17 protein-coding genes are annotated in these 19,197 nt (G+C 45.8%); 8 read left to right on the top strand and 9 right to left on the bottom strand.

Annotated features, from left to right (window positions below; genetic code table 11):
* The first annotated feature begins 32 nt into the window (after positions 1–32).
* Positions 33–1,175: an N-acetylmuramoyl-L-alanine amidase gene (locus LMG33818_RS08615; protein ID WP_442322968.1), complete on the top strand. Its 1,143-nt coding sequence runs from the start codon at positions 33–35 to the stop codon at positions 1,173–1,175.
* A gap of 103 nt (positions 1,176–1,278) precedes the next feature.
* On the opposite strand, the gene LMG33818_RS08610 is transcribed toward LMG33818_RS08615, so the two are convergent.
* Complete coding sequence (locus LMG33818_RS08610; protein WP_442322967.1) at positions 1,279–2,058, bottom strand: siderophore-interacting protein; 780 nt, start codon at positions 2,056–2,058, stop codon at positions 1,279–1,281.
* A 189-nt stretch (positions 2,059–2,247) separates the two neighbouring features.
* Here LMG33818_RS08610 and LMG33818_RS08605 point away from each other — a divergent pair, with 189 nt between their 5' ends.
* Positions 2,248–3,354 (top strand): NADH:flavin oxidoreductase/NADH oxidase, encoded by a 1,107-nt coding sequence (locus LMG33818_RS08605; RefSeq protein WP_442322966.1) that lies wholly within the window; start codon positions 2,248–2,250, stop codon positions 3,352–3,354.
* 76 nt (positions 3,355–3,430) lie between these two features.
* Here the strand turns inward: LMG33818_RS08605 and LMG33818_RS08600 are convergent, their stop codons facing one another.
* Both LMG33818_RS08600 and LMG33818_RS08595 read right to left on the bottom strand, forming a co-directional pair.
* Entirely contained in the window at positions 3,431–4,522 is a 1,092-nt protein-coding gene (locus tag LMG33818_RS08600) for a SagB/ThcOx family dehydrogenase (protein ID WP_442322965.1), read from the bottom strand.
* 620 nt (positions 4,523–5,142) lie between these two features.
* Positions 5,143–6,036 carry a DMT family transporter gene (locus LMG33818_RS08595; RefSeq protein ID WP_442322964.1) on the bottom strand — a complete coding sequence of 298 codons (894 nt, stop codon included), beginning with the start codon at positions 6,034–6,036 and terminating at the stop codon, positions 5,143–5,145.
* A gap of 137 nt (positions 6,037–6,173) precedes the next feature.
* On the opposite strand from LMG33818_RS08595, the gene LMG33818_RS08590 reads away from it, so the two are divergent.
* Both LMG33818_RS08590 and LMG33818_RS08585 read left to right on the top strand, forming a co-directional pair.
* The gene (locus LMG33818_RS08590; protein WP_442322963.1) at positions 6,174–7,547 is read left to right on the top strand and encodes an aminotransferase-like domain-containing protein; all 1,374 of its coding nucleotides are present in this window, start codon (positions 6,174–6,176) and stop codon (positions 7,545–7,547) included.
* Positions 7,548–7,735: 188 nt separating this feature from the next.
* Entirely contained in the window at positions 7,736–8,671 is a 936-nt protein-coding gene (locus LMG33818_RS08585; RefSeq protein WP_442322962.1) for a DMT family transporter, read from the top strand.
* 2 nt (positions 8,672–8,673) lie between these two features.
* Here the strand turns inward: LMG33818_RS08585 and xylB are convergent, their stop codons facing one another.
* Together xylB and LMG33818_RS08575 are read right to left on the bottom strand one after the other, a co-directional pair.
* Complete coding sequence (gene xylB, locus LMG33818_RS08580; RefSeq protein ID WP_442322961.1) at positions 8,674–10,188, bottom strand: xylulokinase; 1,515 nt, start codon at positions 10,186–10,188, stop codon at positions 8,674–8,676.
* Positions 10,189–10,383: 195 nt separating this feature from the next.
* Positions 10,384–11,277 (bottom strand): LysR family transcriptional regulator, encoded by an 894-nt coding sequence (locus LMG33818_RS08575; RefSeq protein ID WP_442322960.1) that lies wholly within the window; start codon positions 11,275–11,277, stop codon positions 10,384–10,386.
* Between the two features lie 258 nt (positions 11,278–11,535).
* Between LMG33818_RS08575 and LMG33818_RS08570 the strand changes: the two genes are divergently transcribed.
* The 4 genes from LMG33818_RS08570 (at position 11,536) to rutD (ending at position 15,262) form a co-directional block, all read left to right on the top strand.
* Complete coding sequence (locus tag LMG33818_RS08570; RefSeq protein WP_442322959.1) at positions 11,536–12,462, top strand: hypothetical protein; 927 nt, start codon at positions 11,536–11,538, stop codon at positions 12,460–12,462.
* Position 12,463: 1 nt separating this feature from the next.
* Complete coding sequence (locus LMG33818_RS08565) at positions 12,464–13,426, top strand: 3-hydroxyacyl-CoA dehydrogenase NAD-binding domain-containing protein (protein ID WP_442322958.1); 963 nt, start codon at positions 12,464–12,466, stop codon at positions 13,424–13,426.
* Positions 13,427–13,524: 98 nt separating this feature from the next.
* Complete coding sequence (locus LMG33818_RS08560; RefSeq protein WP_442322957.1) at positions 13,525–14,322, top strand: 3-hydroxybutyrate dehydrogenase; 798 nt, start codon at positions 13,525–13,527, stop codon at positions 14,320–14,322.
* A gap of 169 nt (positions 14,323–14,491) precedes the next feature.
* Entirely contained in the window at positions 14,492–15,262 is a 771-nt protein-coding gene (gene rutD, locus LMG33818_RS08555; protein ID WP_442322956.1) for a pyrimidine utilization protein D, read from the top strand.
* A 76-nt stretch (positions 15,263–15,338) separates the two neighbouring features.
* On the opposite strand, the gene LMG33818_RS08550 is transcribed toward rutD, so the two are convergent.
* From LMG33818_RS08550 to LMG33818_RS12910, 4 genes are all read right to left on the bottom strand, one after another.
* Positions 15,339–16,730, bottom strand: coding sequence for a sugar porter family MFS transporter (locus LMG33818_RS08550; protein WP_442322955.1), 1,392 nt, complete (start codon positions 16,728–16,730; stop codon positions 15,339–15,341).
* Positions 16,731–17,116: 386 nt separating this feature from the next.
* Positions 17,117–17,524, bottom strand: a complete 408-nt coding sequence (locus LMG33818_RS08545; RefSeq protein ID WP_442322954.1) for a VOC family protein — start codon at positions 17,522–17,524, stop codon at positions 17,117–17,119.
* Between the two features lie 147 nt (positions 17,525–17,671).
* Positions 17,672–18,505, bottom strand: a complete 834-nt coding sequence (locus tag LMG33818_RS08540; RefSeq protein ID WP_442322953.1) for a hypothetical protein — start codon at positions 18,503–18,505, stop codon at positions 17,672–17,674.
* Positions 18,505–19,065 (bottom strand): KwaA family protein, encoded by a 561-nt coding sequence (locus LMG33818_RS12910; RefSeq protein WP_503128951.1) that lies wholly within the window; start codon positions 19,063–19,065, stop codon positions 18,505–18,507. Before LMG33818_RS12910 ends, LMG33818_RS08540 begins: the two co-directional genes overlap by 1 nt.
* Positions 19,066–19,197: the final 132 nt, after the last annotated feature.

The raw sequence follows: 19,197 nt of genomic DNA, 5'->3' as shown, positions 1-19,197 counted from the left end.
TAACATATCTTTTATGTGGAATAATGTAATTCATGGATAGAAGACGCTTCATATCGAGTCTCGCAGCAGTCTGCCTTTTGCCCAGCACACGAGTATTGGCAGAAGGCACCTATTCACGTTATACCCTGCAAAGAGCACGTCATAGTGCCAACATAGTGATTGAGCTGGAAGATGGAAATAGCCACTACTCTGTCACCGAGCAGCGTTATCCCCCTCAGATCGTGATTGATCTTCCTCAGGTTAGTAGAATCAATGGGCCTGACAGAGACAAAAACATCGGCGTTATCCGAAATGTCCATACAGGTCCTTATCATGGCGGAGCGCGTATTATAGTAGATCTCAAGGAATACCAGCCACACCGGGTCCATCTTCGCAAACTCAATCGTCATCGCGCCCAATTAATTATAAGCATCAATGATCCTGACCATCTTATGGCCGGTGTCGTGGCTGAGTCACGTTTACACCATACTAGACGAAAAGCCATTATCGAAATTGATGCTGGGCATGGAGGTAAAGACCCGGGTTGTATCAGCCATGATGACCATTTCGAGAAATACGTAGTATTGAGCATTGCTGAAAGATTAAAAGCATTACTTCATGCGGATCCGCGTTTCGAGCCTACTCTTACACGCAGCTCAGATATTTTCATCCCTTTACATGAGCGTGTTTTAATCGCTCGAGACAATCATGCCGATCTGTTTATCTCACTACATGCTGATGCGGCACCGGTCACCTATGCCCATGGCGCCTCTGTCTATATTCTATCGACAAAGGGGACAGGATCAGCCATGGCCAGGTGGTTAGCCGAAAGCCAGAATAATTCGGACAGATTTGAATCAACTCGACAAAGCGAGATATATAACAAGAATAAAGCAGTTCAGAACGTGCTTCTGGATCTTTCCATGCGGGGTACAACAGAAGCCAGTCAGAGACTGGCTGATATTACACTGAATAATTTGGGTACTGTCTCTCACCTACATCAACCCTGGGTAGATAAAGCTGCCTTTGCTGTACTCAAGTCTCCCAATATTCCTTCCATGCTGGTTGAAAATGGATTCATGTCAAATGAACAGGATTGCCACCGTTTATTAAGGGCCGCCCATCAGCAAGAACTGGCGGAATCCTTACATAGCAGTATTGCAACCTATTTCGATAAATATCCATTGCCCACATGAGACCAGGCGTTTTTGTACGAGGCCATTATTGAATATATCATTATGGCATTATATTTCACCGCGCCTCATTCAGCCCGTTCGTTTGGTATGAACTATTTTATGTTTAATCAAAGGATTCATGACCATCCGCTTTACCAGCAATCCAGTATCCTGCGGCCTTGAGCCATTTTTTCGCATGTCCCTGCTCCTCAACCAGATAGCGGCGAAGTGTTTTTACTACCGTGGTTTCTGCGGCTATCCAGACATACGTACCGGGCGTCAGTGTTACGGTTTTTAACCCTTCCAACAAATGGTCTGCCTTATTGCCTTCCGTTAGAGGACGGTGAATCCAGTGTGTTGCAAGATCTGCCTTCGTCTCGAAGGACTGGTGCTCATCGGGCCCCGCCACCGCCACGATAGCCGTGATTCTTGTACCTTCGGTAGCCTCTTCGATATAACGGCCAATCGCAGGAAGAGCCGTCTCGTCCCCCACCAATACCCAATGTTCGATCTCGGATACAATATAAGATGAACCTTTGGGCCCCCTGACTTCCAGCGTATCACCGGGCTTCGCATCCAGTGCCCAGCGTGTCGCAGGGCCTGCTTCATGTAGCGCAAAATCGATAATCATGGTGCGTTCTTGTGCACTATATCGGCGTGGTGTGTAGGTACGCATCTGACGTTCACCCGCCTCGGTAGGCACAACGATCTTGATGTGATCATCCGCGCCAAGGCTGACAAAATCAGCTAAATCATCGCCACGAAGATGGATACGCTTCATCCCTGGCGTGACATACTCCGTTTTATCGACGTGCAATATACGGCCCTTCAGCTCATGACGAACCTTTTCGATACGGGGGCCCTGGGCAAGGTTAGCCAATTGCGGCTCTTCAGCAGAATTCATAATGTATTCCTGTCGCAGAAATTGATGATAGATACAACATACACATCAAAGCCCGTGTGGCAACGTTTATTCTTCAAATACTGATCTCCTTCTTTTCCTTCTTGAAGATTGTCTAGCCCACAGACTGCTCCTACAGTGAGCACATGTATCGTACCTTCCATTTATGAAACGAATCCGAGGAGATAGAACGTGAGTCATCTATTCAGCCCAATCAAACTGGGGCAGTTGGCCCTTGAAAACCGCATCGTGATTGCGCCCATGTGCCAGTACTCTGCAAAAGACGGAAAGGCTACTGCATGGCATCGTATTCATCTGGGTAATCTGGCGCTTTCTGGCGCAGGCTTATTGATACTGGAAGCGACTGCCGTCACACCGGAAGGACGTATTACCGCACATGATCTTGGCCTTTGGGATGATGAGCGTAAACAGGCGCTTGAGCATGTCATACAGGACATTCGAACCTACTCACCCATACCTGTCGGTATTCAGCTCAGTCATGCCGGTCGCAAGGCTTCAACGGCAGCACCTTGGCATGGTGGTCACCAAATACGTCCTGAAGAGGGGGGCTGGCAAACATCCGCGCCCTCCGATATTCCTTTTAAAGATGATGACAATGCGCCTGTTCCACTGACACTTGGTGATATCAGTGAGATCAAACACGCTTTCGTTGAGAGTGCCCGTCGTGCAGAACAATTGGGACTGGACTTGATTGAAATTCATGCCGCCCATGGTTATTTGTTACATCAGTTTTTATCACCGCTTTCCAATCAGCGCGAGGACCAATACGGGGGTTCCCTGGAAAATCGTATGCGTCTGATCCTTGAAGTCTTCCATGATGTCCGCAAAGTCTTTCCTCAGCACAAACCGGTCGGCGTGCGTATTTCAGCAACGGATTGGGTTGATGGAGGATGGGATTTAGAACAATCAATTGCCCTCAGCAAAACGTTGGCCGAAGCAGGATGCGATTTTATTCATGTCTCTAGTGGTGGCTTGTCTATCGATCAGAAGATCAGCGTTGGCCCCAACTATCAGGTGCCATTCGCCGCGGGCATCAAAAAGGAAGTAGAGATTCCCGTTATTGCAGTTGGACTGATTACAGAACCCGAGCAGGCAGAAGCCATTCTGGTCGAGAAGGAAGCGGATCTGGTGGCATTGGCCCGTGGCATGCTCTATAACCCGCGCTGGCCCTGGCATGCAGCCGCAAAACTGGGCGACAAAGTAGCAGCACCCAATCAGTACCTGCGGTGCGAACCTCACGAGGTGAAGGGATTGTTTGTACCGTTTGGGGAGGAGTGAGTCACAGTAATCCCTCCACTGGGTGGGGGGATTAGCCATCAAGGTTCCTATGCTGTTTCACAACTTGCTTTTATTATTAATCCTGATAGTCACGGGCAAAAATTTCTTCATCCAATTTCGTGATCGTACTACCATTACTATAGCCAGCACCTGTAACTAAAACAGGCAGTATTTCATTTTTCAGGTCAAATACGTCCGATAAGTCATCATCAAAAAATGCTCCTGTCATGCAGGTTTGTATATCCATGCTATTGGATACAAGATGAAATGTTTGGGATAGATGCCCTGCATCCATCAATGCAACTCTTGCCGATCTGGATGTTTTATATTTCCAATCCAATAACTTGAAATTTATGCCATACAATACGTAAAAAGAGCATTCTCCCATATATGACTGTCCTAAAAACAATTTATAGAAATTATTATAATCAAAATCACTTTCTATCTTATGTAAACAATGGTGCTTAGGATTATAATAATAGAATCCTTCTTCTATCCCTTCTACATTACGAATATATACGTACGCTTCTATTGATTGCAGACCACCACCTGCAGGTGATGTTCTAGTAAAACCGAATCTACAGACATTGGGGAAAACTTCTTTGTTTTGGCTTGTATAGCCAAAACAAAGCTCCATTATATTACTAAATTTTTGAATATCGACGTATCTATCAGTATAAAAATTTCTATATGTTCTACGTTTTTTTAAAAGAGAAACAATATTGTTATTAGTAATCTCTTTCTCTGAAAAGGATGGGAGCTCTATGCTGTTTTTGAGTGTAAAATTTTCATAGAAAAATTCATCTTGTGAATCTGATATCGACTGACAATATTTGATGTATTCTTCATCATGAGGTTTTACTTCACGGTAATCATTTACAGTCGCTTTCGTACCTTCAAGAAAGAAATTTCTCAATATTTTCCATGATTCATCATTAGCAGTATCTATTTGATTGCCATCATGACAATTAACAATAATACCTGCATCAACAAGTTCATCTTTTATAGAATCAGAAATGCTATAATCAGGATCAGTAATGAAGTAGAAAAGAGCATCCAGATATTCTTTTTCCAAGTCATACTGGGAATGGTTCTTTGTATCCCATAAAACAAGGTTACTACCAATAGGAACTAGAAAAAAATATTCAGAAATTTTTAATCTTTTCATGTGACATACCCAGCAATCTTAAATTTAGCAAACAGCTTACAATCCGTTTGTCATACTCTATTATATTTATTTTTTATTACAATATCAGGGTGTATAGGATATGCATATGGGAGAACTATAAACCGAGGGAGCCCCCCCGGTTTATATATCATCTATGACTTATTTTTTCTTAACTTGTACAATACTTTTATACTGCGTATTATATGATCCATCAAAGATAGTGGACATAGATTCAGGCTGTTCGTAATTTACTTTTTTCATAGCTACTTCTCCTAACTTAATTAACATTAGACTTAAGATCATACAGCTATTTCTATTAACTAGCTCCTTAAGCTAGTATTAACCATCCTAACTTATGTATTTTTTGAATGTCAATTTTTTTAGTAAAAAATTTATGTTTCCAAACAAGACACACACTCCACATCGCTTTATTTTTATTCTTTTTACTTATATTAGTAAAAATCATCAAACCCAGTGTAATACCTATTGGTTATATTAACATTGAAATATGCATCAATTTATCATTGTGTTTACTTTATAAAAGTTAGGCTAATTAGCTGATTATACGAAAAATATTTTTTACCATTTGGTAAATAATACGCCTTACAATCAAATTAAACTCAACCATACCGCCTGATGCCCACCACACACAGCAAAGCCCCCACACACGCCATCAGCATTCCTGAGCTGATGGTATCCCCCATAATGAGTGCCGAAAGGCCCAGTGCGATAAAGGGCTGTAATAGTTGAAGCTGGCTGATTTTAGCGGTATCACCCAATGCGAGGCCTTGATACCAAAAGAAAAAACCGATCAACATACTGAATAGAGTGACGTAGACCAGCCCAAAGAACGTAGATAAGTGGACATTCAGTAAGTGAGCTGCAGGGAGCATGACTACCGTCAGTGGTAATAAAACAGGCAAGCTGACCACCAACGCCCAGCAGATAACCTGCCATCCACCCAATGTACGGGAAAGGGCTGCTCCTTCTGCATATCCCAATCCGCACGTAATAATGGCCGCCAACATCAATGCATCCCCTACAATGCTGGTTGCCGTAATCTGGCTTATCGCATAACCGACGACACAAGCACTTCCTGCCACGGCAAAACACCAAAATAGTGGCCCTGGTATATGTTTTTCTCTTAATGCACTAAATAGCGAGGTACACAAAGGCAACAAGCCAAGAAAGACAACCGAATGTGCTGAGGAGACATACTGTAAGGCAAGCGCCGTCAATAAAGGAAAACCCAACACTACCCCTGCTGCAATGACAGCCAATATCCCCCATTGCTTACCGGTAGGTATGGGTTGCTGGCGAGTTTTCAGCAATATCAGGGCAATGGCTCCGGCAACCACACCTCTTAGCCCTGTCACCAACCATGGACTCAACTGACTCACTGCCAATTGAGTCATGGGTAATGACCCTGCAAAAATCAGGACACCTATCCCGCCATAGATCCAACTCTTGTTGGAATTCTGTGCCTGATCCATGAATATGGGTTGCTCAGCCATAGGTCTTCTAGCTCCCTCCTGAAGGAAAAAGCTATTGCATCATTTGTAAAACCGATTAACCATGAATAAAACAGTACAATTCAAAAGAACTGTTATGTAACAAAAACCATAACAATCTGCCAGGCAGGAGCATGCAAGTGACCCGAATTGAACAGGTAATGCAGTATGTCACTGACCGTATAGCCGGCCAGCAGTATGTGCCCGGAAGTCGGCTACCGTCGATCCGTGCTCAGGCAAAAGCGCTTGATGTCTCTGTTTCAACGGTTAACGAGGCATATGAGCGCCTATGTGCAAAGGGAACGCTTGAAGCACGCCGTGGTTCAGGTTTCTACGTTTGTGATCATATGGCTCCCCTTGAACTTTCCAGCCTGACACCCCCCGATCAGCGTGATATAGACCCACTGTGGGTCTCACGGCAATCATTGGAAGAATCGCCTTCTACTTTGAGACCCGGCTGTGGGTGGTTACCCGTAGATTGGATGTTCACCGAAGGAATACAACGGGCACTCAGAAAAATAGCCCGCCAGTATCAGGCTGAGCTGGTTGACTATGCCTCTCCTCTGGGATTGCTACCATTGCGACAGCTCATTGCACGTCGTATGGCAAACCGGGGAATCATGCAGGCTGCATCGCATATCATGCTGACTGATTCAGCCACGGAAGCGCTGGATCTGACATGTCGCCTGTTCCTTCGACCCAATGATACTGTTTTGGTCGATGATCCCTGTTATTTCAACTTTCATGCGCTGTTACGTGCCCATCAAGTGAATGTTGTCGGGGTCCCATATGAATCGGATGGGCCTGACCTGGACGCTTTTACTACGGCGATTACCGATCATGCGCCTCGCCTGTATATCACCAATTCGGAAATTCACAATCCAACCGGTGCCATCCTATCGCCTCTCAAAGCTCATCGAGTGCTCAAGCTGATCGAACGCTCCAAGACCCTTATTGTGGAAGATGATACGTTTGCGGATTTCCAGAGCTCTCCGGTACCACGGTTAGCCGCATTTGATGATGGGCACAAGGTCATTCAGATAGGCAGTTTCACGAAAACCGTTTCGGCGTCGGCACGGTGTGGATTCATTTCCACGAATGCCGAATGGATCGAAGCACTGATTGATCTCAAACTCGCGACCAGTTTTGGCGCCAACCATTTATCCTCTCTTGTCATCCATGAAGTATTAAGCGATGGTGGTTATCGAAAATATCTAGAGCATCTGCATCAACGGCTTAGCGTCGCTCGAGAGCGCACCATGACTCGCCTTGAAGCATTGGGGATCACAACAGAATTCACCCCAAGGGCAGGCATGTTGCTGTGGTGTCGTCTCCCTGATGGACATATTGCAAAGGACGTTGCTCAACGATGTGCAAAAGAGGGAGTTATTACAGCGCCGGGAGATGTCTTCAGCCAACGGTCAGAGGCTCGCCACATGATGCGTTTCAATGTGGCGCAATGCGGGGATTCACGAATATTCAAGGTGTTAAAAGAAGCACTTCTTCATCAATAGAGGCTCTTCTATCCGTATATGAAAAAGCTTTCCATTCACGCACTTAAACTCCTGGCCTGACGTTCCATAACCTGACCTTAAGCGGAAAGGTAACCATTGGTATTTATCAGGAAGAACAGCTATATAGAAAGATATAAAGGGCGTTGTAAATAGTTATAAGTAGTCATAAATAGTGAGTAGCGTAATCAATGCACCCAAAAGCCAGCGTTAGCAATAACCCACATACCCACTACTGGGTGGCTGATATTGCATTACTCGGTGTCGCTATCGCTTGGGGAGCCAGTTATCCCATTGCCAAGACAGCTCTCTTCTTTACTACGGCATTAACGCTTATCTTCATACGGTTTTTATTAACAGCCCTTCTAATGGGCGCTTTATCGATAAAAGAGTTAAAAAAAATCCGATGCACCGATGTGGCAGGGACAAGCCTACTCGGCGGGATCCTGTGCCTGATTTTCATCTGCGAAACCTATGGTGTTGCCATGACCACGGCCACCAATACAGCGCTCATCATATCCCTGTGTGTCATCATCACCCCTTTTCTTGAATATGCGCTACAAAAAACACTGCCGCCTTCCGGTGTCATTATCGGGTGCCTGCTATCGGTGATAGGTGTTTGGGTACTCACAGGGGGGATTGATCATTTCAATGCAGGTGACACGCTGGTACTTATTGCCGCGGTATTACGAGCCGTCATGGTAATCACCACTAAACGCGTTTTGAATGGGCGAACACTTTCCAGTGCCTGCGTAACGGCACTACAAGCAATAACGGTGACCATTTTAATCGGAGCCGTTCTGGTAGCTTCACCAGCAAAATTCCAGTTACCCAATAGCCTCACGTTTTGGCTATGTACAGCCTTTTTATCATTGGTATGCACCATTGCCGCTTTCTTTGTGCAAAATTTTGCTGTCAGAAAAACATCACCTACACGCGTCAATCTGCTGATGGGGACTGAACCACTCTGGGGATTTGTCTGCTCCATCCTGTTGTTGGGGGAACACGCTACACTCGGCAGTGTCATGGGGGCACTACTGGTTTTGCTGGGATGTGGCGTCGCTATTTACACATTAACAATCATGAATAAACAGGAAAGAGTCGTGGACGAATCGTCCCTTCTGTAAATTCAAACACGAGGATTTCCCGGCAACGCGGGATAACGTTCATAGAGGGTCTTCAAATATATCTGATACAGTTCGTCATAGCGTCTGACATTGTCATCCTGTGGCCGTGTACGAGTGGTCTCATCCAACATCACAGCATCGCTGCACAAGTGTTCCAGTGACGTAGAAGATCCCTCCAGGCCACCTCTGCACCACACGGCTTGCAAAGCACCGCCCAGCGCCGCTGATTCACTATTCAGTGGGCAGACAAGCTCACAATTCATGATGTCGCTCACCAATTGCCTCCATAGCGGGCTTTTGGCACCGCCACCCACCAATCTGATCCGGCGGGGTACTTCCTTACCGGCAGACAACATCGCATCAAACCCATATTTAAGCCCATAAGTGGCACCTTCAAGCGCTGCTCTTGCCATGTTTCCGGGGCTGGTATTGTAGCTCGACATACCGACGCAACTGGCGGTGGCATCCGGTAATGGAGGAACGCGCTCACCATTGAAAAAGGGAAGAAGCGTAATTCCCCCCGCCCCCGGTGCAGCCTCGGCTGCTAGGCGATTGAACGCATTCAGATCCAGACCCAATAGATTACGAATCTGTGTGGTGGCAGAGGTTGCATTCATCGTACAGATAAGCGGTAGCCAACCCCCTGTAGAGGAACAGAAGTTGGCGGCCAACCCATCAGGGGTGACCACGGGTTGATCAGAGGCGGTAAAGAGCGTGCCCGAGGTTCCCAGACTGATGGTCATGATATCGGGAAGGATGTTACCGGTACCAATGGCAGCCATCATATTGTCTCCCCCACCACTGGAGACAATGACATCACGACCTAACCCCAGATGCTCCGCCACGGTAGGTAAAACAGTACCTGCCGGCTGGTGTGACTCGATCACTCGGGGCAACACCTTGTCTGGATCCAGTTCGGGCGCCACCAGCGCGAATGTTTCACGTGACCATTGGCGCGAGCGGGTATCGAAATACCCGGTACCGGAAGCATCACCGGCTTCAGTGACACGTTCACCCGTCAGATAAAAGTTAAGATAATCGTGGGGTAGAAGAATCAGATCAATACGGGAGTAGGCCTCTGGCTCGTGGTGCCTCAGCCAGGCTATTTTGGAAGCAGTGTAGCCGGTTTGCAGTACAATACCCAACCGCTCAAGTGACCCTTTTGGGCCTCCCAACTGTTCCAGCAGCTGTGCGTTTTCGTGAAAAGACTCTGTATCGCACCATAATTTTGCTGGATGAACGGGATATCCATCCTTGTCCAGCGCCACCATACCGTGTTGTTGCCCGGATATACCGATGCCCTTGACCTCACTGGCCGGAACATTGGCTTTCTTCAATGCAGCAGCCAATGCCTGTTCAAAGGCCGCAATCCAATCCCCAGGATTTTGTTCACGCCTTCCGTTATCGGCCTGTATCAATTGATGCGCTACGGATGCCTCACCGACAATCTTTAATGAAACGGAATCCAGTACGATTACTTTGGTGCTTTGCGTACCGCAATCAACGCCGATATACATGCTTCTATCCTTCCACGTATGTAGCCCAATAATGCAGATATCCTTGAGCCTGACACTTTATATGAAGAAAAATAGTAACCCTATACGACTTTCTTTTACCTGCAGAAAGAACGGATCATGACCCGTTGTGACCATGGCAAGAAGTACGCACCACCCACGATGACATCCCATTTGTATCGGACACGGTTTTATTATTCACAGGGTATCGACATAAGCGTGAAGAGCTGCAATAAATTCTTTAACGACAGAAGCCACAAGGTGATGGCTCTGCTGAACCACATAGAATTCTCCCTCCGGTAGTCGATACTCAGGTAATACAGGAACCAACTCTCCCTTTCCAACGTAAGGTGCACATAGACGGACACTAGCGGGCGTAATCCCATCGCCCGAGCGGGCCAGATCCATTCGAACCGTTTGAGGCGTTGCCGTCACGTGAATATCAAGCGGGATGTCATACTGTTGCTGATTATCAATATGCAGGAGTGTCCAACGTTCTTCATTAGGGCGCGCCAAACATGGCCAATGGACCAGATCATCCGGATGCTTAGGCATGCCAAACTTCTGTATAAGTGAAGGGGATGCATAAAGAGCAATCGGATAACTGCACAGGCGGCTGACAACCAGGGTTTGATGGGTGATCTCTTGCCGACGATGACTGATAAATATATCGAAATCGTCTTCCAGGGGATCGGGTAAATGCGTTGTCGCTTCCATACCAAACGTAAGCCCGGGATGTTTCGAAGAGAACAGGTGAATGACCGGGTTAATAAGCTCAGTCAGCGCTTCCTGAGGGCCCAATATCCTAATGTGCTCCTTGCCTAGCCGATTTTTCTGCAATACCTCTACCGTATGGTCAATAGTGCTATAGAGCGGGCCCAACTGATTGGCCAGTTGCAGGCCTGCTTTCGTCAGTCTGATGGTCGGAGAGCTGCTCAAAATCAGGCGATAACCGAGGTGTTCTTCAAGCCGCTGAATACTGCGGCTGATACTGGACACATGCATACCCAGTTTTTCAGCCGCCTTGCTGTAGCTGGAAACCGTCCCCAATACCGCAAAAATGCCATATTCCTGATATAGCTTCTGAGGCATAAGCCCCTCCCAATGCAGTTTTTTATCGATAAAGCCGTATTGTTCTATGGTTTTTAGAACGTAGGTTTTTAGAACGCAGGTTTTTATAACTTGGTTTTTTATAAGCTGGTTTTTTCCAACCTGTTTCTTTCTAACACGGTTTTCTCACATCGTGGTTTTATCGTATTTTGCTTTATCGCACACTCCTTTGCGCCTATGCAATGAAGCACTGTGCTAGGATTTTTTCAGTGATGAAAACCTATCGCATCAGGAGCCTTTATGAGTCGTGCACTTTATATTCTCCAAACACTTCCTGTAGGAAAAATTCTACGTCTGGATACATCAACGGGTGAATCGCGGGTCATTCTTGATAACCTGAAGACCCATCCGGATGGTATTGCTGTTGATGAATCCTCAAAGCGGATTTACTGGACGAACATGGGGCGCATCAAGGAACAGGATTCGCTCGAATTCTTTCAGGCCGACGGTACCGTTGAATCCATCAATATTGATGGGTCGGAGCAGCGTCAGTTGGTTGGAAACGGTTTATTCGTCACCGGAAAGCAACTTGTGCTGGACAAGGAAAATCAACATCTTTACTGGTGCGATCGTGAGGGGATGCGAGTCTTCCGCGCCAATACAGACGGCAGTTGTCCTGAAGTATTGATTCAGGCAGGAATATTTCCCCGTGATGCTCATGACTATACCCGCCACTGTGTAGGCATTGCGCTCAACAAGCACGACAATCATTTTTACTGGACACAAAAAGGCCCTTCCAAAGGCGGCTTGGGCAGAATCCTGCGAGCACCACTGGCTCTTCCTTCGTCAAAATCCGATAAGCGAATAACAGGTGATATTGCCCAACGGGACGATATCGAGGTAGTGCTTGATCATTTACCCGAGCCCATCGATCTCGAATTCAGCCGTGATTACCGCACACTGTTCTGGACCGACAGAGGTGACGATGCCAAAGGCGGCAATAGTCTGAATAGCGCCCAACTTGAGGATGGAAAGCTGAAAAATCACCAGGTTATTGCGGCGGGATTCAAGGAGACCATTGCACTGGCACTGGATGAAGAGACGGGGGTTATTTATGTCTCTGACCTCAGCGGCACGATCTATCGTCATACGTTGGACAAACCCGGGTCCGTTGAAACAGTCGCCAGTGGGTTTGGTCCTTTGACAGGTATTACTCTGGGAGAGTGACATGTGTAGCGCTAAACATATCAAATGTGTCGGGATTGTTGGCTGCGGCGTGATTGGCATGAGCTGGGCCATGTTCTATCTCTCGAAAGGATTGAACGTCGTCGCAATGGATCCTGACTCTGCAGCAGAGCAAAATCTGCACGCGTATCTCAGGGATGCCCGCAAGGCCTTCGATGCTAACCACATGGCACTGGCGCTGAATCTGGAGCACCTCACTTTCACCACGCAGATTGACGAACACTTCAAGCAGGTCGATTTCATACAGGAAAACGGCCCGGAGCGGGTTGATATCAAACAACAGTTAATCACCCAGCTGGAGCAACAGATAGCCGATGATGTGATTATTGCCAGTTCATCTTCCGGGCTACAGGTGTCTGACTTTCAACAAAAGGCAGCGCATCCAGAGCGCATTATCCTCGGGCATCCCTTTAATCCTCCCCACCTGATTCCTCTGGTGGAAGTGTGCGGAGGAAAACTGACATCCCGTACCTATACAGAGACCGCCATGGCGTTTTACAAAGCGCTGGGCAAACAACCTATCCTCCTGAACAAGGAAATTACCGGCCATATCGCCAATAGGCTACAAGGCGCGCTGATTCGTGAAGTGCTTTATCTACTTCAGGAAAATGTAGCCAGTGCGGCTGATCTAGATAAGGCGCTGGCACACGGCCCCGGCTTGCGTTGGGCACTCATGGGCCAGTTCCTGACATCAGATCTTGGTGGAGGCAAGGGCGGATTACAGCATTTCCTCGAACATCTGGGAGGCCCCATCGAAAGCTGGTGGGCAGACCTTGGTACGCTTGAAAAGATCACACCTGAACTGATTCAGCTAGCAACACAGGGTGTCGAAAAGGAATTTCAGCAAAGCGATATTCAGCCGGAAACACTGCAACAGGCACGCGACCGAGCACTGGTCAAACTGATTAACGATAAACAGCATGATCCCGTTATCAATCGCCTCTGATTCTTTTACACCCCAAGACCTTTACAACACTGGGTATTGATTGTGGTTTTCCTTCAATTTCAGCAAATAGAGCAAGTACTTAAAAGAGGGTATTTACCATGACTTCTTCAACAGAACATTCATTACAAGGCAAAGTGGCGCTGATCACTGGTGCAGCCAGTGGTATTGGTAAAGCCATCGCGCTTCGTTACGCTCGCGAAGGTGCACGCGTGGCTATCGCTGATCTGGATAGCGACAAGGCAGAGGCAACCGCTGAGGAAATTCACGCCAATGGAGGGAAAGCCCTTGTTATCCCCATGGATGTGACGGATGAAGACGCTGTAGAACAAGGTGTAGCGCGCGTCATCCACCAATGGGGCCAGCTGGATATTGTCGTTTCCAATGCCGGTATTCAAATCGTAAAGCCGATAGAGACGTTCAGCCTGTCGGAATGGAGAAAAATGCTCTCGATTCATCTGGATGGCGCCTTCCTGCTTACCCGTGCTGCGCTGAATTTCATGTATAAACATGGCGGTGGCACAATTATCTATATGGGATCGGTTCATTCACATGAAGCATCCAAATTGAAGGCCCCTTACGTCACTGCCAAACATGGCCTGTTGGGGTTAGCTCGCACGGTCGCTAAAGAAGGCGCAGCCCACAACGTGCGCACCAACGTGATCTGCCCCGGGTTTGTACGCACACCACTGGTCGATAAACAGATCCCCGAACAGGCAGAAGCATTGGGTATCAGTGAAGAGGAAGTAATACGTAACGTCATGCTGAAAGAAACCGTTGACCACACGTTCACCACGCCAGAAGACATCGCTGAAACTGCCCTCTATATTGCCACCTTCCCCACGAATGCGCTTACCGGTCAAAGCATGGTCGTGAGCCATGGCTGGAATATGCGGTAACGAAAAACCTCAGATGTAGCACTGGAGTAAGGGCATTTTCCATGAGAAGGTGGAGGGCAAGCCGTTTTCCAATATAACGATAAAAGAGAGCAATTCAACGCTGCTACAAGCGAAACGAGCCTCTAGGATTCCTCTATAAAAATGACAATGATCAATCGGAGATTTTTGTATGCTTTTTCATGAATGGCACGGCAATAAAAATAAATCAGCGCCTGTCATGGTGGTCTCGGCCGGTTTAGGCGGGAAAGGCGCTTTCTGGACACCACAATTCGAAACACTGTCATCTACCTTCCGGATTTTGTCCTATGACCAGTTGGGAACAGGCCAAAGCAAAGGTGATATCCCCGAGGGATATTCCGTCCATGACATGGCAGTGGAAGTATTGGACTTGCTGGATGATCAAGATATTACTCAAGCATCCTTCATGGGACATGCCTTTGGCGGCTTGGTGGGCCTGGAACTGGCCCGTATCGCACCTGATCGCATTGATAAACTGATTATCGCAGGCGGTTGGATAGCACCGGATATTCAGACCCGAAAGTGCTTCGAATTACGCCTGTCCATCCTCGAACACTGTGGTGCCAGTGATTTTCTGAAAGCGCAGCCATTGTTTCTCTTCCCTGCTGACTGGCTGTCATCCCATGCAGAGGAACTTGAACAAAACCATCGGCAGGCGGTTGAGCACTTCCCCGGTAAGACACCTGTCATTCGCAGAATAGATGCCCTTCGCTCCTTCGATTCAACCCCATGGATTTCTTCCATTCAACATAAGACACTCGTTATTACCGCCCGTGATGACCTGTTGGTACCGTGGACAGCCTCCGAAGCCTTGGCAAAGGCATTACCCAATGGCGAATTTGAGTGTCTGGATTACGGCGGACATGCGTGCAGCGTGACGGAGAGCGACGCATTCAATCAGTGTTTAACGCACTTTTTGTAAAAATGATGACGCTGTGCCTTTTTACATCAGGAGGAATAGGCCACCTTTTCGCCTTCCCTCCTAATGTACATGAGCATCAGGCATGGCGGTTTTTCTTCGCATAGGGAAGGAAGGTACCGTCTTTCAGAGATGCTTCGATCTCCTCCAATGTGCGGCCCTTGGTTTCCGGTACACATACAAGCACGAAGACAAATGCAATGACGGAAACACCTGCGTAGATCCAGAAAGTAACTGCTGCCCCCAATCCACTGATCATGCTCAGGGTCGAAAGAGTCACCACCAGATCCGCTATCCAAAGGGAGACCGATGCCAGTCCCGTCGCTTTGCCGCGAATGGAGAGCGGCATGACTTCTGAATTGATCAACCAGATAATGACCGAGAGACTCCCCCCATTAAAGGCGATATAAGCCAACATGGAGGCCACGGCCACCCATTTCATTGACCCCGTGGGTGAACCGTTCATAAAACACGCCCCCAGCACGATAAGAGCCACGATGGAGACCGGTATGAACAATACCATCAAGCGCCTGCGCCCCAGCGCATCCACCAACCAGGAGCCAATGATGGTGATCAATGTCAGCGTCACCCCAACGCCAATGGTCGCCAGCAAGGAGGCATTACTAGTAAAGCCTGCATTGTTCAGAATGGTAGGTGCGTAATAAATGACCGCATTGATACCGGTAAGCTGGCACAAAATGGCAATACCAATTGCTGCCACCAGTGCAGGACGTACCCAGGGCTTGGTTAAATCCGACCAACTCCCTTCTTCACTGTGATTAACTTGAACAATTCTGCTGATTTCTTCGCTGGCGATTTGGCGGCTGCCACGAATCCGCTCAAGGACATGCAAGGCTTTTTCACGTTGACCCCGTGTAATGAGCCAACGGGGGCTTTCCGGCATTTTCAACATACCAATAAACAAGATGATACCGGGGATAATGGCGAGAAAGAACATGATCCGCCAATGACCAACAATTGAGTAACCGACGATATAGGAAATTAACTGACCGCCCGCTATCATGACCTGAAACAAGACGACTGACGTACCACGAATACGAGCGGGAGACAGCTCGGCAATATAGACTGGCATGATCTGCGTAATGGCACCGACCGCTATGCCCAATATGACACGCGCGCCCACCATGGTCGTGGTATCGGGCACCAGACTTGTCACGACAGCGCCAACACTAAACAATGCCGCGACCGACAAGATGGTAAGTTTTCGACCAATACGGTCCGACAACGGGCCACTGGAAAAGGCCCCGATAATTCCCCCTACCAAAATGGCGCTGGTGACCAGTTCCTTGCCGAAATCATCCAGGCGAAAGTCCTCTCCAATGGATAACAACGCCGATGAAATAATCCCCGTGTCATATCCGTACAGCAAACCACCCAAGGCAGCGATGGCAATAACAGCTGTCAGAACACCCCGTGAGGGAGTAACGTCATTGTGCGCAATATCAGTCATTCCATTGCCCTCAATTGAAAGCATTATTTGGCTAACCAGGATGTTTTAAGGGTGCTAAAAGGTTACTCATACAAAGGGGTGGTGAATAAAGAAGATAACGTTAACCAATATATTGATGAATATTTACACAATGTCACCCTTTTTATAGAACGTAGGAAAAGCGGCGTGGTGACGCTATTATCTAAAGGTATAAATAATACTAATGACAGAAAACGTAGTAATACTTTCTGCGTATTTCTAAGTTGAATAGAAGACTCTACAAGGCAGAAGTAATGCTAAAGGGTATTAACAACGTTATATTTATTCTCGAATAAATGATTCGATAAATGTAAAGGTTAGTACTTGATAATAAAGCCAGATAATAACTGTTTGGGGATCAGTGAGTGCTACACCGGTGATTCCGCATGCTGCAATACAATCCGGTAACCATCCGGGTCTTCGAAGGTGCGACCGTTATTATCCCAGTAGGGATTGAATGACGTAACGGCTGAGTACCCGGCAGACTCCATACGATTAATAGCGGCATTCCATGCTTCAATGTCGGGCAAATAGAATACCAACAAATGATCCTGACTGGGTGCCGTTCCTACCTGATGGCTGTGACAGTGAGTAAATTCAAGGTGCCACGGCGCGTTTGGATGACCCAGCATGATACCGTCAAAACCTGCATGGTCCTGGAATTGTCCAAGGGTGCTGAAACCAAGCCCTTCTGTATAGAAGTGAATGAGCGCAGCGAGGTTATCACTGGGACGAGCGATGCGGAGCGTAGATAAGAGTAAATCAAATTTCATCATTTATATCCCATTCTAATAAGTATAATCTTCTATTTCTCAATATTTTTATTCCATAAGTAAATTATATTTATCTTAAGATAACGATTAGCGCAAAGCTTTTTATTATGAAATTATCAAAACTCTTAAAAAGAAATAATAAAGTTCGTTCTATTCCAATAAAAATACAGAATTAGCAATTCTTTTCTCATGACCAAAAGGTGTTGTATAGAATCGTTGCTCAATTCCATATAGTAATAATTTAAGATCGGTATCCGTGGTTATTTTAAATTTTTGTTTGTTTTTATCATAATTAAGTTTATCTATACAATACTCGTTAATATAGTTCGATAAGTTATCTCTATCTTCTTTAGACATATTTTGTAGAGTTACCATAGCCAAGCCTATACGTCTACGGTTTGGCTTCGACACCCTATTTGTATTATAGCCACTTTCAAGTTCAATGAAAGATTGGCTCAAAAACTGAGTGACTTCCTCATTGGTCGCTTCTCTATAGAGTTCATCAATTCCTCTAAATATACTTGATATAGCTGCAAGATTGCGAAATATAAGGACATCTGACTCTTTAAAATAAACCGCATCCGGGACAGGGTTTACTATTAAACGATTTTTACTTTCATCTAGTTTCACAGCTTCGCCAAAGATAAGAGTTTTTCTTTTAATAAACAAACTTGGCGTAATCTTCTGAAAATAAAAATCATCTTTTTGAATAGATATTAGATAAGTTATATCAGAAAATTGCTTCTTAGTCAGATCATCAAAATCTTTTGAATCAAAGTTTTTTTTCAGCAAGTCAATACAGAAATCCTGTTGACTGAATTGCTCTATTTTAAACCAAGAGTCTTCATCTAGATTATGATCAGGATCATAATCTATGCAGCTATTAAAATCAATAGCTACAGTTTCAAAGAGTACTTCATCAGAGATTAGTTTAAAATACTGTTTTCTTCTTTTTCGTTTAACTTTTGCAATAATTTGATCCATCACCGTTCCCATTCTATAAATGTATAGTTATTAATTCGATATGCAACAGAAATATGAATTTCGTTTGGTCTTTTGTAAACGTTGCGACTAATTAGGAAAATGGTTGAGCCACTTATAGTAGTTACATTGTAAAATTTGAACCTAAATAACAAGAATAATGGGTTAAAATATAATGCCTGTGAAAGGAATGTAAAAACGAATAATATGCAGTATGTAAATACAAGTGTTTCCCAGTTTTCAACACCCAGTGCTACAAAGAAGTAACCCAAGTAACTAGGGAGGAAACTATTGTTTGCATATTCAATACTTTTCACTTCTCCAGATTTAAATTCATCTTTACCCAATTTGGAGCTCAGCAAAATACTTACCCAAGTAGAAAATATCGGAATTAAAATATAAATTAGATAAGATATCGCATTTGGGAGCAGTTTCATCCAATCAAACCAAGTAATATTACTCAAGAAGTAATTCAAGGTATAACCTTTCTGTACCAAAAAGATAATGACCAATAGCGATGTTGCATTAAAGGTCAATAATAGCCGAAACGCGATATTGATCATTGTACAGTGACCTATCCCTTCATTAACATGGGGGATGTCAGAAGAAAATAAAGTATCATCTCTTTCTCAGAAACAACAACTTGAGACACCATAAAGAACTTCCTACATTAAAACTGTCCAAATAATACTAAC

It is taken from the genome of Cernens ardua, from assembly GCF_051251085.1.
GTDB lineage: Bacteria > Pseudomonadota > Gammaproteobacteria > Pseudomonadales > Halomonadaceae > Cernens > Cernens ardua.
The sequence above is the reverse complement of the archived record's forward strand: the minus strand, read 5'-3'. Positions and strand labels throughout refer to the sequence as shown.